Here is a 14,257-nt window from a genome sequence, read left to right as displayed (position 1 = left end):
CCCACTATGAACCTACGCAACAGTTTGTCAGCCCTCGCCCTGCTGTTAACCCCAACACTGGCATTTGCTCACACCGGTCATGAGACCAGCGGCCTGCTGGCCGGCCTCAGCCACCCACTCGGCGGCCTGGATCATCTGCTGGCCATGCTTGCCGTCGGCCTGTGGGCAGCCCAGCAACAGGGCCAGGCGCGCTGGGCACTGCCCGTGACCTTTGTCGCCAGCCTGCTGTTCGGCGGCCTGCTGGGCTTCGCTGAGATTCAGGTGCCACAGCTGGAAACCGGGATTGCCGGTTCAGTGCTGGCCCTCGGCCTGCTCGTAGCCGTGGCGGCGCGCTTGCCGATGGCCGCAGCTTTGGGCCTGACGACCTTATTTGGCCTGAGCCACGGCATCGCTCATGGCCTGGAGCTCCCCGGCGCTAGCAGCCCGCTGGATTACACCCTCGGCTTCGTGGCCGCCACCGCCCTGCTGCATGCCAGCGGTTATGCCCTGGCCCGCTACCTGCCGCTGGCCACGGCCGGCCTGGTGCGCCTGGCTGGGGCCAGCACTGCAGGCGCCGGCCTGTGGCTGCTCGCCAGCTAAAGCGCCAGGCGTTAACCTGCCACCTTCACAGGCTGCCGCCATGCCCATGGCGCGGCCTGTTCACGGCTCAAGGAGGTGAGCATGGCATTGCGTTCAATTTGTGTATTTTGCGGCGCCCGGCCGGGCCATGATCCGGCCCACGCTGCGGCAGCGGTGACCCTCGGGCGCACCCTCGCCGAGCAGGGCATCCGTTTGGTCTATGGCGGCGGCGCGGTGGGTTTGATGGGCATCGTCGCCGATGCGGCACTGGCGGCGGGCGGCGAAGTGATCGGCATCATCCCGCAGAGCCTGGAGCATTCGGAAATCGGCCACAGCGGCCTGACCCGCCTGGAAGTGGTGGACGGCATGCACGCCCGCAAAGCGCGCATGGCTGAACTCAGCGACGCCTTTATCGCCCTGCCCGGTGGCCTCGGCACCCTGGAAGAGCTCTTTGAGGTCTGGACCTGGGGCCAGCTTGGCTATCATCAAAAACCCCTGGGCTTGCTGGAGGTCAACGATTTCTTCGGCAAGCTGTGTATTTTTCTCGATCATCTGGTGAGCGAAGGCTTTGTTCGCAGCGAACACCGCGCCATGCTGCAAAGCAGTAGCAACGCCGAAGCGCTGTTGCAACAGCTGCGCGACTGGCAGCCGACCGCAGCGGCCAAGTGGGCTGGACAACGACAACACTGAAGCACCTTGAGATCGAAGCGCCCCACCCTGACCCGCCCTGGAGGCATAGATGGCCAAGCACAAGAAAGCCGAGCAGGCGCAACACGACGCCGAGCAGGTAACGCAAAAAATCAGCCGCAAAGACTACGACAAGGAGCTGGAGCGCCTACACGTTGAGCTGGTGAAACTGCAGCAATGGGTGGTGGCCAAAGGCCTGAAAGTGGTGGTGGTGTTCGAAGGCCGCGATGGCGCCGGCAAGGGCGGCACCATCAAGGCCATTACCGAGCGCGTCAGCCCGCGAGTGTTCCGCGTGGTGGCCCTCCCGGCCCCTACCGAGCGGCAAAAAAGCCAGATGTACATGCAGCGCTACGTTGAGCACCTGCCGGCGGCCGGCGAAGTGGTGATCTTCGACCGCAGCTGGTACAACCGCGCCGGCGTCGAGCGGGTGATGGGCTTTTGCACCGACGAGCAGGTGAACAAGTTCCTGCAAGGTGTGCCGCTGTTTGAACGCAGCATCGTCGACTCGGGCATCATCCTGCTCAAGTACTGGCTGGAAGTCAGCCCGGAAGAACAAACCCGCCGCTTGGAAAGCCGCATCCACGATGGCCGCAAGACCTGGAAGCTGACGGCCATGGACCTCAAGTCCTACAACCGCTGGGACGACTACACCCAGGCCCGCGACGACATGTTTGCCGCCTCCGACACCTCCTGGGCACCCTGGTACATGGCGCTCTCCGAAGACAAGAAGCGCGTGCGCCTGAACGTCATCAGCCACCTGCTGGAGCACGTGCCGTACGAGGAGCTGCCGAAAGAGAAGGCCATCAAGCTGCCGAAGCGGCGCATCGGCAAAAGCACCAGCAACTACCCGTTCCGGGTCATCGCCGAGAAGTTCTGATGCGCTGGCGGGCTCCCTTGCAGTGCCCGCCAACCACCGTCATGGCTGCTGCATGATCACCGTCTGAGTCGGCATCGGCGCTGGGAAGCCGGCATCACCCAGGGCATCCTTGAGCACCTTGTTGGTATCAAAATACACCTGCCAGTAATGCGCGTTATGGCAATACGGGCGTACCGCCAGCACCGGCCCGAGCAGATTGAACTCCAGAATCTCCACATCAACCGCCGGTGTAACCAACACGTTGGGCACGGCGGCGATGCGGGTTTTCAACACCTCGATAGCCGCCCGGTAATCCGCCGCCCCTGACAACTGCGCCTGCAGGTCCACCCGGCGAAAGCTGTTGTGGCTGTAGTTCTGGATGTTGTCGGCAAAAATCTTGTTGTTGCCCACCAGGGTCAGCACATTGTCCGGCGTATTAATGGCCGTCACGAACAAGCCGATTTCGGTCACCGTGCCAGTGACGCCGCCTGCGCTGATAAAGTCGCCGACCTTGAAGGGTCGTAAAACGATGATAAAGCCGCCGGCCGCCAGGTTGGCCAGCAGCCCCGACCAGGCCATGCCGATCGCCAGGCCCACGGCTGCCAGCAGTGCGGCGAAGGTGGTGGTCTGCACCCCCAGATAGCCCAGAATGCCGATCACCAAGAGAATATTCAGGGTCACGGTGATAAACGAGCCAACATACCGCAGCACGGTTGGGTCGACCTTTTGCCGGCCCAGCGACCCCTGCACCAACCCCACAGCAAACCCGATTAGCCAGCGGCCAATCACCCAAAACGCCACTGCCGCCAGTACTTTTACGGCAAACGCCGCGCCGTACTGGGTGACCAACGCCATCAGGGCGTCGACCTTTTGCGTACCTGCAGCAATCAATGTGGCTTCATCCATGACTCGAACCCTCAGTAAGTAAGTGACTCGGGAAAACTAGCACGCCGCGAAAAATTTGCCGAGCTCATGCCGGCAGCCCTAAGGGCTCTAAACCCGCCATTCACAGGCACGGCCGATGCCGCCAGCGGCCATCGATACACACTTTTGGCAGCGCAGGTGCACGGTCTTGTCTTGCCTGCGCAAACACCGTATAGACTGCAAGCAACAGCTTCTTTCTGGTTTCGCCCATGCAGTCATACCGCCTTGCTCGATACCTGTGCCGCCCCTTAAGTCTCGCACTGGCCTGCCTGCTGGCCCAACCGCTGCAGGCCGAGGAAACCCTGCGCATTCTTACCTGGCCCGGTTATGCCGACAGCGATCTGGTGCAAGAGTTTGCCGAACGCTACGGGGTCAAGGTGAATGTCAGCCTGATCAGTAACGACGACAGCCTGCGCGAGAAGCTCAGCGTCAACCAGGGCGGCAACTACGATGTATTTGCCGCCAACACCGCCGAGATCCAGCACTACATCGACCAGCAACTGGTGCAGCCATTGCAAGCCAGCGCCATCCCCAATACCAAGCGCCAGCTCTGGCGCTTTCGTAACCTGCAGAGCATCCCCGGCATCACCCAGGGCGCGACCACGTATGCCATCCCCTACACCTACGCGGAAATGGGCCTGATCTACGATCGCCAGCAGTTTTCCCGCCCGCCTGATTCCCTGGCCAGCCTCTGGGACCCGCACTACCGAGGCAAGGTGCTGGCCTACGACGGCAGCAGTCACAATTACTCGATCGCCCGCCTGCTACAGGGCGGCGCGCCGTTTCAGATTGCCGAGCAGGACTTCCCCGCCGTCAACGCCAAGCTGATCGAGCTGCGCCGCAACGTGCTGACCTTCTACAGCCTGCCGGAAGAGTCGGTCAGCCTGTTTCGCGAGCACAAGATCGCCCTGCTGTACGCCAACTATGGCCGCCAGCAGCTCAAGCTGCTGCAGGATGCCGGGGCCGATGTGGGTTATGTCATCCCCAAGGAAGGCGCCCTGGCCTGGCTCGACTGCTGGGCCATCAGCCGCGGAGCAAAGAACCCGCAACTGGCACAACACTGGATCAACTTCACCCTGGAGCCGCGCGTCAGTAGAGAGCTGAGCCGCCGCCAAGGCCTGGCCAATACCCTGGAAGCCCCCGCCGAAAGCAGCAACCTGGACAAAATCGTCTGGCTTGAACCCGTTGAAGACGCCGCCCGCCGCGCGCACCTCTGGACCCGCATCCGCTCCGGCGACAGCCTGCCGGCACTGGATACGCCATGAATTTCAGCATGCGCTTCAAGCTCGCCAGCCTGCTGGCCGTGTTCGGCATCCTCATCAGCGGCCTGACCGGCTATTACTCCTACAACAGCAGCCGGACCATGCTTCTGAATGCCGCCGAGCGCGACCTACTGACCGCCACCCAAGTACTCGGCCGCAGCCTGCAAGCCAGCCTGGCCAGTGCCAGTCAGGATGTGCGCCTGCTTGCCAGCCTGCCGCAAACCCGCCAACTCAGCGGCCAGCCAATCGTCCACCCGCAGGCGCACGACGAACTGGCGGCCACCTTCAGCAGCCTGCTCAAGGTGCATCCCGAGTACCTGCAGATTCGCCTGATCGGCCTCGCCGAGCATGGCAAAGAGCGCGTACGTGTCGAGCGTGACGGTAAGCAGCTGACCCGCGTTGAAGGCCTGCTGCTACAAGAGAAGGCCCACTTCCCCTACGTGTTCAAAGCCCTGGACCTGAAACCCGGCCAGGTGCGTCTGTCGCCCATCGTGATCAACCACGAACAAGGCGCGCACTCGGGCCTGGACAAGCCGACCCTGACCATCTCCGGCCCCAGCGATACCGGCAGCGCCAGCATCAGCGACCTGATCGTGCTAAACATCGACCTTAATAAGCTGTTCAAACAGCTAAAGGCCGACCTGCCCGCCCAGTACGAGGTGTACCTGAGCAACGAGCTGGGCGACATTCTCATTCACCCCGATAGCAGCCTGACGTTCGGCTTTGACCGCGGCCAACGCATCCTCCTGCAGAGCTATTTTGACCCTGTCAGCAGCCTTCTGGACGGCAGCCGCACCGCCCTGGTAACCACCAGCCTTGACCACGCCAACGCCGACCGCGAGCTGATCAGCGCCTTTGTACGCCTGCCGCTGGATGACGATGCAGGCAAACGCCAGGTGATCCTCGGCCTGTCTCAGCCCGCCGATTTTATCGTGCGCGATATCGGCACCCTGGCCTGGAGCATCGCCAAGATCGTGGCCGTACTCAGCCTGCTCAGTCTGCTGCTTTCAGCCCTGGCGGCCCGCGCCCTAACCCGGCCGCTGCACGACATGATGCATGCCATCCAGCGCTTCTCCAAAGACCGCACCGTGAGTCCGTTGCCATTGCGCCGCCGGGATGAGCTGGGCCAACTGGCGCGCAGCTTCCAGGAGATGCAACAGGAGATCGTCGAGCACCTCAACCAGCTCAATGAAAGCCGCAATGCGCTTGATCACCTGGCCCAACACGACCCACTGACCGGCCTGCCCAACCGGCGGATGTTCTTCGAACGCCTGCAGCAGGCCATTGCCAACGCCAGGCGCACCCACCAGCCGCTGGCGCTGCTGTTTATCGACCTGGACTACTTCAAGGAGATCAACGACAGCCACGGCCACGCCCTCGGTGACGAGGTGCTTAAAGCCGTGGCCCGCCTGCTCAGTTCGGCCACCCGCGAAGTGGATACAGTGGCGCGCCTGGGCGGTGACGAGTTCGTCATCCTGTTTAACGTGCTGGAAGAACCCGAGGATATTCAGCGCATCGTGCACAAGCTGCATGAGCGCTTTCAGAGCCCGCTGCGCATCGACGGACTGGCCCTGAACGTGCGCGCCAGCATCGGTGTCAGCCGCTACCCGGAAGACGGCGACAGCGCCGAACGGCTGCTGCAGCATGCCGACCGCGCCATGTACGCGGCCAAGAATGACGGCCGCAACACCTTCGCCTTCCACGACAGCAGCACCTCCCAGAGCGAATAAGCCTGCAACAAACGACAACGCCCCGCATCAGCGGGGCGTTGTCGTTAAAGCGCGTATCTCGCGGCCTAACGAGAGGCCTTGCGGCGCATGGCAGCTGGGGTAAAGCCGCCATCGCCCGGCGAGGGCTGAGCAAAGTCCACCGTGCCACGCTCTTCACTGTCCAGGCCGAGCACGCTGTAGGTGCGCGACTGCAGGTCGTGATAGGTGTCCAGGGCGGTCCACACGGTCGGCAACTCGTAGTAGTTCTTCAGGAACGCCTGAGACACCCGCCACAGATCACCGCGGCCGTCATACTGGTCGACCACCGCCGCACCCCAGCTGTCCTCGTCAAGAAACAGCACGCGCTTGGAGTAGACGTGGCGCATGCCGGGCTTCAGCGTACCCTCGACCACCCACACCCGGTGCAGCTCGTAACGGGTGTAGTCAGGGTTGATATGGCCCGGGGTCAGCAACTGGTCATATTTGACCCCCGGCATACCCAGACGGTAGTTGTTGTAGGGGATGTAAACCTCGCGTTTGCCCAGCAGCTTCCAGCTGTAGCGGTCCGGCGAGCCGTTGAACATGTCGGTGTCATCCACCGTGCGCATACCGTCCACCGACTCCACCGGGGTGTCGTAGGCCACCGTCGGCGCTCGGCGCACACGGCGCTGGCCCGCGCTGTAGGCCCAGGCCTGGCGCGGTTCCTTGACCTGATCAAGGGTCTCGTGCACCAGCACCCCGCCGCCGGCCAGGCGTGCCGGCGCGGTGTTGAAGGCCATATAGTTGAACAGCGTGTTGTTCAGCTCGGCGTAGCTGCCCTTGGGCTCGTAGAAGTTGAACAGCGCCTCGTCGCGCGAGGTCACCACTGACTTGTTGCCGTTGCTCTGCACGCCCGCTTCGCTGGAGCGGCGCACCAGGTAAGTACCGCGGTAGCGGGCGATATGGTTCCACAGGGCCTCGACACCGCTCTGCGGCAGCGGAAACGGCGTGCCACCGTAGGCATCGCTGAAACCATTGCCGCCATCCAGCAGCTTGGCGCTGGTGGCGTTGGTAAAGGTGTTGTCATACACCCATTGCGGCGCCGCACCCGTGCGATGACTGGGGTAGACCGGTATGCGGAAGCTGTCCGGGTAAGTGTTGATCAAAGCAATCTGACCTGCAGTCAGGTTGGCCTGGTACTGGGCTAGGTTGGCCTTACTGATGGTGAACAGCGGTTTTTCCGCCGCGAATGGATCGGCGTGGTGACTGCCGGGGCCTTGATAGCCGGCCGGGGCCTTGGTCAGGCCGCCGCTCCAGACGGGAATGCTACCGGCAGCGTTGCCGGCTTTTTCCGCGCCCAGTGGGGTGAGTTGACTTTTCAGGGCACTGGCCTGTTCGGCCGATACGGCGGCCAGGCTGTTGCCGGCACTAAGGCCGAGGGCGATAGCCGCCACCAGCAGGGAAAGAGTCTTGGTCATAGGGTCAATCTCCATAAACGAAATGCCCCAGCTGGCCTGCGCCAGCGGGGGCCAAGGCATCAGAATGCGTACTTGCCGCTCAGCGAGACGAAGTCGCGGTCGTACAGGCTGTTGATGCCCCGATAGTCGGTGTAGGCCAGACCCACTTCGAAGCTGTTCAGGTAGCTGGCATCCATGCCCAGGGTGTAAGCCTTGCTGCCTTCGCTGAAGTTGCCGGTGAGGTCGGAGTTGCCCTGGAAGTCATTCTGGTAGGCCACATAGGGCGACAACTTGACGCCGGCATACACGTCGTTCCAGCTGCCTCCCAGCATCACCGTGCCGCCGTAGCTGTCGGCGGTAATCTGATTACCGCTGGCGTTACCGCCGACGTAAGCCTTGTCGCGGCTGCTCACCAGCTTGCGCTTCTGATACTCGCTGCCGTTGAAGCCGGTGTAGGTCAGGCTGTCGCCACGGATGTGCTGGGACGCCAGCTCGGCAACACCGAACAGCGCATCGAAGCTGAGCATCGGGCCGAAGTTGTAGATAGTCGAGATCGAGGTGTTGAACATCTCTACCCGACGGTAGTTCTCGAACAAGCCACTGCGACACAGCTGTTTGCCAGACACCTGAGCACAGGCCTGATCGCCGGCTACAGCGGCATCGTAAACATTGGTGGTGCCACTCACGCCCTGGCCAAGAATGTCGCCCAGCAGGTCATCGGTGGAGGCAATGCTGATCGGCGCATTGGGCCGGTAAGACACCTCACCGGAGACTGAGGCATCGCCGGCCGTGGTGTTAAAGCTCAGGCCGTACATCTGGATGTCTTCTACATAGTCACGCCGGGCCATGGCATTACTGGCCATGTCCAGAGTCGCCAGACCATACTCGGCACCCGCCGCCCCCAGGCCATCGGCAACCACGCCCAGGGTTGCCACGTCGATACCCTGATAACCGTTGAGGTCGATGGCGACCGTCGGCTCCTTGGCGTGGTAGTTGACGAAGTAGAAACCAAACTCGGTGGCGTTCAACTCCTCAGCAATGTAGTGAAAGGACGTACCCCACTGGCCGCTGTCACGGGCGGCAATGTCATCACCTATATTCGCCACCTTGAAGGTGCCGGTGTCCGCCGCCAGGAAGGCATTGCCCCCGGACGGACCATTGCCGACAAAGCCAAACTGCTCAGCCAGGGGATAAAACTGCATCAACTGCCCCAACTGTGGATTGTCATCCACGGCATAGGCGGTATTGCCGCCCGGCCCGAACAGGTCAGTGGTGGAGTAATAGCTGCCCACCGCATCCAGTGTGGTTTCCTTCCAGTTCCACTGGTAATAGGCATCCATCGACAGGTTGTCGGTGAGGCCAAGGTTGAAGCTCAGGGCCTGTAGGGGCACCAGCACTTCCTTCAACTCGGAACCGGGAATATGGAACTTGGCCGCGTCCAGCGGGTTGCTGGTGTTGATGCCACCGCGATAGAACACCCCTTCACCCCAGTTGAACACCTGATTACCGACGCGGGCGCTTAACGGGCGGTCGAACACATCCCAGTTACCGAACACATAGGCATCGAGGATTTCCGCATTGCTGGCCGCATCGCGGGTGTCCTGGGTGAACTGGTTGTCGTTGGGATACGCCTGACTGGGCCGCTCCACACCACCCGTGGTGCTGTAGTAGTCGTTGTGTTTGTCCTTGATCTGGGTGTCGTAAGCTGCCGTACCGCGCACGAAGGCGCCGTAGTTCTGGTAATTGAGCAGCAGCTCCGAGGTTACCTTGAACACCTCCGAGACCTGGCCGGTATCGAAGTTACGGTTGCCGTCATCGGTGTTGATATCGGAGACATCGTCCCGACCGCTGACGCGCCAGACGCTGCCATAGGACAGCGTGGTGTCCAGGGAGCCACTGACCTGATCATCCATCAGGCTGATTTCAACGGCCTGGGCGGAGCCAGCCACCAGCAACGCCAGCACGCCAAGGGTCGCGCCGGCCTGGAGGGGACGGCCAAGCAAGGGATTGTTGCGCACAAGGAAGTTCATTCGCGGTGTACCTCTCATAACGGCCAAGATCATTGGTCAACGCGGGTGGTCGACCTAATTGTTGTTGTCTCTCGGCTGCTGATGGCGTGGTGGCGTTCGCGTGAACAATCCCCCCGACCACTCGCAGATACAGCAAGGCGTGCCTTACGCCAGCCGGGGGACCGAATGGCCACACCGACAAAATCGCCCGCACCCATAAATGGTACGACCGTGCAAAGACAGTAACCGATTGTTACGAACCTTGCCGTTAACGTCAACCTCGAATTTCACCGCGCCAGCTCCGGTATTTTCAGCAGACGACAGAAAGCCAAACGCCAGCTCGATGGCTGGCGTTTGGCGACTTCAGGCTGTTTTAGCGCGGTACGGCGGGTGGGCGCTTAGGACCCTTTTTGCCCAGGCCTTTCTTCGCATCGCTGCGCTCCTTGGCCGCGGCTTTGTTGCGCACCAGCGCGGCGGCCTTGGCCTCCTCGCGCTTGTCCCAGGGGTTGCCGCCGTCGCTGGCACGCGGAGGCAGGCCGGTGTGCTGGGTGAGGATGCGCGTGCTGGTTTCCTTGGCGACCTTGTGGCTACCGGCGGGCGTGGAGTTCTTGCGGCGCGCGCTTTGATAGCCTTCGGTGGTCGGCTGATGCAGTGGAATCAGTTGGTTTTTGCCCGGCCCGATCAGGTCGGCACGGCCCATACGAATCAGCGCCTCACGCAACATCGGCCAGCCTTTCGGATCGTGATAGCGCAGGAAGGCCTTGTGCAACCGACGCTGCGCCTCGCTCTTGACGATGGCCACGCCGTCGCTCTTGTAGGTCACCTTGCGCAGCGGGTTCTTGCCCGAGTGGTACATGGCCGTAGCAGTGGCCATCGGCGACGGGTAGAACGCCTGCACCTGATCCGCCCGGAAGCCGCTGCTCTTGAGCCACAGGGCAAGGTTCATCATGTCCTCGTCGCTGGTGCCAGGGTGGGCGGCGATAAAGTACGGAATCAGGTACTGCTCCTTACCCGCCTCCTTGCTGTACTTCTCGAACATGCGCTTGAACTTGTCGTAGCTGCCGATGCCCGGCTTCATCATCTTGGTCAGCGGGCCTTCTTCGGTGTGCTCCGGAGCGATCTTCAGGTAGCCACCAACGTGGTGGGTGACCAGCTCCTTGACGTACTCCGGCGACTCCACGGCGAGGTCGTAGCGCAAGCCGGAGGCGATCAGAATCTTCTTCACCCCAGGCAATGCACGGGCGCTGCGGTACAGCTGAATGAGTGCCGAGTGGTCGGTATTGAGGTTCTCGCAAATGCCAGGGAACACGCAGGACGGCTTACGGCAGGCGGACTCGATTTCCGGGCTCTTGCAGGCGATGCGGTACATGTTGGCGGTCGGCCCGCCGAGGTCGGAAATGACGCCGGTGAAACCTGGCACCTTGTCACGGATCTCTTCGATCTCGCGAATGATCGACTCTTGCGAGCGGTTCTGGATGATCCGCCCCTCGTGCTCGGTGATTGAGCAGAAGGTGCAGCCACCAAAGCAGCCGCGCATGATGTTCACCGAGAAACGGATCATGTCGTAGGCCGGAATCTTTTCCTTGCCGTACGCCGGGTGCGGGATGCGCGCATAGGGCATGCCGAACACGTAGTCCATCTCTTCGGTGGTCATCGGGATGGGTGGCGGGTTGAACCACACATCAACCTCGCCATGCTTTTGCACCAACGCGCGAGCGTTGCCAGGATTGGTTTCCAGGTGCAGTACGCGGTTGGCGTGGGCATACAACACGGCGTCGCTGCGTACCTTCTCAAACGACGGCAGGCGGATCACGGTCTTGTCGCGGGTCAGCTTGGGGTGCGGCAACAGCTGCACCACCTTGGCTTCATTCGGGTCTTCGACTGGGCCTTTTTCCTGCTCGATAGCGCAGGCCTGGGTGTCCTGGGTGTTCACATAGGGGTTGATGATCTTGTCGATCTTGCCCGGCCGGTCGATGCGACTGGAGTCGATCTCGAACCAGTCCGTGGGGCTGTCGCGCCGGATAAACGCAGTGCCGCGAATATCGGTGATGTCTTCGATCTTCTGCCCGTAGGACAGGCGCTGCGCCACTTCGACGATGGCCCGCTCGGCGTTGCCGTACAGCAGGATATCGGCGCAGGCGTCGATCAGGATCGAATGGCGGACCTTGTCCTGCCAGTAATCGTAATGAGCGATGCGGCGCAGCGAAGCCTCGATGCCGCCAAGTACGATCGGCACATTCTTGTAGGCTTCCTTGCAGCGCTGGCTATACACCAGGCTGGCGCGATCCGGGCGCTTACCGGCCAGACCGCCTGGGGTGTAGGCGTCGTCAGAGCGAATTTTCTTGTCGGCGGTGTAGCGGTTGATCATTGAGTCCATGTTGCCGGCCGCGACACCGAAGAACAGGTTGGGCTCGCCAAGCTTCATGAAGTCGTCTTTCGACTGCCAGTTGGGCTGGGCAATGATGCCGACGCGAAAGCCCTGGGACTCCAGCAGCCGGCCGATGATAGCCATGCCGAACGACGGATGATCGACGTAGGCATCACCGGTCACGATGATGATGTCGCAGCTGTCCCAGCCAAGCTGATCCATTTCTTCCCGACTCATCGGCAAGAACGGCGCCGGGCCAAAGCACTCGGCCCAGTATTTTGGATAATCGAATAACGGCTTGACTGCTTGCATGACGATGACCGGTAAGGCGTGGAGAGGAATTTCGCGGGCGCGCAATATAGCACAAAAAATAACCAATTCCGACTAGCACGCTGGGTTTAAGCCTGCGCCTGCATCATGGCATTTTGCCCACAGCACTGCGGCACGTCATGACTTGTGCTTATACTCGAAAGAAATCACAGCACCTGAGCACCCCGCATCAGGCGCACGGAGCCTGACGCGTGACCTCATCACTTGGCCGCTTAATCCTCTGCTTGGGCGTGCTCTGCTGCAGCGCCCTTGCGACTGCCGCACCGATCGTCCTGACGCCGGCCAGCAGTGGCAGCAGCCTCAACGGCCAGATCGAACTGCTCGAAGATGTCGGCGCGCAACTGCACATCGAAGACATGGCCCGCGCGGACATCCAACAGCGTTTCCAACCTGCCGCCGGCCGCGCCAGCGTCGGCCTTAGCCCCAATCCGTGGTGGATCAAAGTCAGCTTGACGGCCAGCCGCGACGCGCCGCAGCAATGGTGGCTGGAAAATGCCGGCATCACCCTGCTCGACCTGCGCCTGTATCTGCCGGATGGTCAGGGCGGCTGGCAGCAACGCTTGAGTGGCGAGCAAGTGCCCTTTGCCGCCGGGCGCGACCTGCCCTATCGACGCCAGGTGTTCCAGCTCCCGCAGCTGGGCGAACAGCCGTTGGTTGTGTACTTTCGCAGCTACGACCCACGGGGCAATTCGTTCCCGCTGAAAATCTGGCAGCGGGACGACCTGCAACAACTTGCCGCCACCGAGAACCTAGGCCTGAGCCTGCTGTACGGCATCATTCTGGCCCTGATGCTCTACAACCTGTTCATCTTGATCAGCCTGCGCGACAGCGCTTACTTCTGGTACGTACTGGCCACCGGCTGCGCCCTGGGCTTTATCCTGAGCATGAGCGGCCATGGTTTTCAGTACCTGTGGCCGAACCAGGCGGTACCCTTCTGGCTGGACCGGGTGACCCTGCCAGCACTGTGGGCAATCCTGGTCATGCGCTTTACCCAGGCGCTGTTCACCACCAACCACGACCTGCGCTGGGCCCATCGCCTGCTCAACCTGGGTTGCGTGGTGTATGCCGCCGCCATTCTGGTCAACGCATTGGGCCTTGCCCATACCGGCGCACAGATCATCGCCCTGGCGCCAATCCTGAGCATGCCCGTAGCCCTGATCGTCGCCACCCTGCGCATGCGTCAGGGCTTCTTCCCCGCCCGCCTGTACCTGATTGGTTACGGCAGCGTACTGGTCAGTACCGTGATCCTGGTGCTGCGCGCCGGCGGCATCCTGCAACCCAGCCCGTACACCGCCTACCTGTTCCCGCTGACCGTGGCCGCCGAAACCATTTTGTTTTCTTTCGCCCTGGCCTATCGCATTCAGATTCTCACGCATGAAAAAAATGCAGCCTTCAAGTTGGCCTCCCAGGAAAAAGCCGCGCGCCTGCTGCAGGCTGAAGCCAGCGCCAACCAACTGCAGGACGCCGTCAATCAGCGCACAGCCGAACTGGCGGCGGCCAACCAGCAACTGCGTGAGCGTGAGCTGGAGCTTCAGCACGCCGCTTTCCATGACCCGCTGACCGAACTGGCCAACCGCCGCTACCTGATGGAGCGTACCGAGGCGGCCATGACTGACGCCCAGCGCCGCGGTGAATCAATTGCCTTGATCCTGCTCGACCTCGACCACTTCAAGCCGATCAATGATCAGTACGGCCACAGCGCCGGCGATCAGGTGCTGCAAACCATCGCTCAACGCCTGCATGAGCATGTGCGTGGCAATGATCTGGTGGCGCGCCTGGGCGGGGACGAGTTCGCGGTGCTGATTTGCGGTGCCGACGCCGAGATCCAGGCGTGTGAAATCGCCCAGCGCCTGCTCAATGCCCTGGCCAAACCGATTTTCTATGGCGCAACACCACTGTCCGTGACCATCAGCATTGGCGCCGCCCTGTATCCGCAACACGCGCAATACCTCGCGGGCCTGTACAAGGCTGCCGATGAAGCCCTCTACGAGGTCAAAAAACATGGCCGCAGTGGTTTCAGCCTGCACGGCGCCAACGGCGCACCCAGCCGCGCCGACTGTGCACGCTTGGATATTCTTCAGGTCTCCAGCGGTCTGGCCGAGAGCTCGCCGAAATAGC

10 protein-coding genes are annotated in these 14,257 nt (G+C 61.9%); 6 read left to right on the top strand and 4 right to left on the bottom strand.

Annotated features, from left to right (window positions below; translation table 11 throughout):
- Positions 1-6: 6 nt before the first annotated feature.
- The 3 genes from AC56DI_RS17200 to ppk2 all read left to right on the top strand — a co-directional run bounded on the left by AC56DI_RS17200 (position 7) and on the right by ppk2 (position 2,122).
- Complete coding sequence (locus AC56DI_RS17200; RefSeq protein ID WP_496347231.1) at positions 7-579, top strand: HupE/UreJ family protein; 573 nt, start codon at positions 7-9, stop codon at positions 577-579.
- 81 nt (positions 580-660) lie between these two features.
- Entirely contained in the window at positions 661-1,248 is a 588-nt protein-coding gene (locus AC56DI_RS17195) for a cytokinin riboside 5'-monophosphate phosphoribohydrolase (protein WP_496347230.1), read from the top strand.
- Between the two features lie 49 nt (positions 1,249-1,297).
- Positions 1,298-2,122 (top strand): polyphosphate kinase 2, encoded by an 825-nt coding sequence (gene ppk2 / locus AC56DI_RS17190; RefSeq protein ID WP_496347229.1) that lies wholly within the window; start codon positions 1,298-1,300, stop codon positions 2,120-2,122.
- Positions 2,123-2,161: 39 nt separating this feature from the next.
- Here the strand turns inward: ppk2 and AC56DI_RS17185 are convergent, their stop codons facing one another.
- Positions 2,162-3,007 (bottom strand): mechanosensitive ion channel family protein, encoded by an 846-nt coding sequence (locus tag AC56DI_RS17185; RefSeq protein ID WP_496347228.1) that lies wholly within the window; start codon positions 3,005-3,007, stop codon positions 2,162-2,164.
- Positions 3,008-3,234: 227 nt separating this feature from the next.
- Here AC56DI_RS17185 and AC56DI_RS17180 point away from each other — a divergent pair, with 227 nt between their 5' ends.
- Positions 3,235-4,290 carry an extracellular solute-binding protein gene (locus AC56DI_RS17180; RefSeq protein ID WP_496347227.1) on the top strand — a complete coding sequence of 352 codons (1,056 nt, stop codon included), beginning with the start codon at positions 3,235-3,237 and terminating at the stop codon, positions 4,288-4,290.
- Positions 4,287-6,017, top strand: coding sequence for a diguanylate cyclase domain-containing protein (locus AC56DI_RS17175; RefSeq protein WP_496347226.1), 1,731 nt, complete (start codon positions 4,287-4,289; stop codon positions 6,015-6,017). The genes AC56DI_RS17180 and AC56DI_RS17175 overlap by 4 nt, the downstream gene beginning before the upstream one ends.
- Before the next feature lie 65 nt (positions 6,018-6,082).
- Here AC56DI_RS17175 and AC56DI_RS17170 read toward each other — a convergent pair whose 3' ends face one another.
- The 3 genes from AC56DI_RS17170 to AC56DI_RS17160 all read right to left on the bottom strand — a co-directional run bounded on the left by AC56DI_RS17170 (position 6,083) and on the right by AC56DI_RS17160 (position 12,121).
- The gene (locus AC56DI_RS17170) at positions 6,083-7,453 is read right to left on the bottom strand and encodes a DUF1329 domain-containing protein (protein WP_496347225.1); all 1,371 of its coding nucleotides are present in this window, start codon (positions 7,451-7,453) and stop codon (positions 6,083-6,085) included.
- A 59-nt stretch (positions 7,454-7,512) separates the two neighbouring features.
- Positions 7,513-9,462: a DUF1302 domain-containing protein gene (locus tag AC56DI_RS17165; protein WP_496347224.1), complete on the bottom strand. Its 1,950-nt coding sequence runs from the start codon at positions 9,460-9,462 to the stop codon at positions 7,513-7,515.
- 352 nt (positions 9,463-9,814) lie between these two features.
- Entirely contained in the window at positions 9,815-12,121 is a 2,307-nt protein-coding gene (locus AC56DI_RS17160) for a YgiQ family radical SAM protein (protein ID WP_496347223.1), read from the bottom strand.
- A 209-nt stretch (positions 12,122-12,330) separates the two neighbouring features.
- On the opposite strand from AC56DI_RS17160, the gene AC56DI_RS17155 reads away from it, so the two are divergent.
- A complete protein-coding gene (locus AC56DI_RS17155; protein WP_496347222.1) occupies positions 12,331-14,256 on the top strand; it encodes a diguanylate cyclase domain-containing protein in 1,926 nt (641 codons plus the stop codon).
- Position 14,257: the final 1 nt, after the last annotated feature.

It is taken from the genome of Pseudomonas sp. BGA-UO-ETr-WB11, from assembly GCF_059567785.1.
The sequence above is the reverse complement of the archived record's forward strand: the minus strand, read 5'-3'. Positions and strand labels throughout refer to the sequence as shown.

Excerpts from the sequence above, each read along its gene's own strand:
- ppk2 (WP_496347229.1), top strand. The coding sequence starts at position 1,298 with ATGGCCAAGCACAAGAAAGCCGAGCAGGCGCAACACGACGCCGAGCAG.
- AC56DI_RS17175 (WP_496347226.1), top strand. The coding sequence starts at position 4,287 with ATGAATTTCAGCATGCGCTTCAAGCTCGCCAGCCTGCTGGCCGTGTTC.
- AC56DI_RS17200 (WP_496347231.1), top strand. The coding sequence starts at position 7 with ATGAACCTACGCAACAGTTTGTCAGCCCTCGCCCTGCTGTTAACCCCA.
- AC56DI_RS17195 (WP_496347230.1), top strand. The coding sequence starts at position 661 with ATGGCATTGCGTTCAATTTGTGTATTTTGCGGCGCCCGGCCGGGCCAT.
- AC56DI_RS17160 (WP_496347223.1), bottom strand. The coding sequence starts at position 12,121 with ATGCAAGCAGTCAAGCCGTTATTCGATTATCCAAAATACTGGGCCGAG.
- AC56DI_RS17165 (WP_496347224.1), bottom strand. The coding sequence starts at position 9,462 with ATGAACTTCCTTGTGCGCAACAATCCCTTGCTTGGCCGTCCCCTCCAG.
- AC56DI_RS17170 (WP_496347225.1), bottom strand. The coding sequence starts at position 7,453 with ATGACCAAGACTCTTTCCCTGCTGGTGGCGGCTATCGCCCTCGGCCTT.
- AC56DI_RS17185 (WP_496347228.1), bottom strand. The coding sequence starts at position 3,007 with ATGGATGAAGCCACATTGATTGCTGCAGGTACGCAAAAGGTCGACGCC.
- AC56DI_RS17180 (WP_496347227.1), top strand. The coding sequence starts at position 3,235 with ATGCAGTCATACCGCCTTGCTCGATACCTGTGCCGCCCCTTAAGTCTC.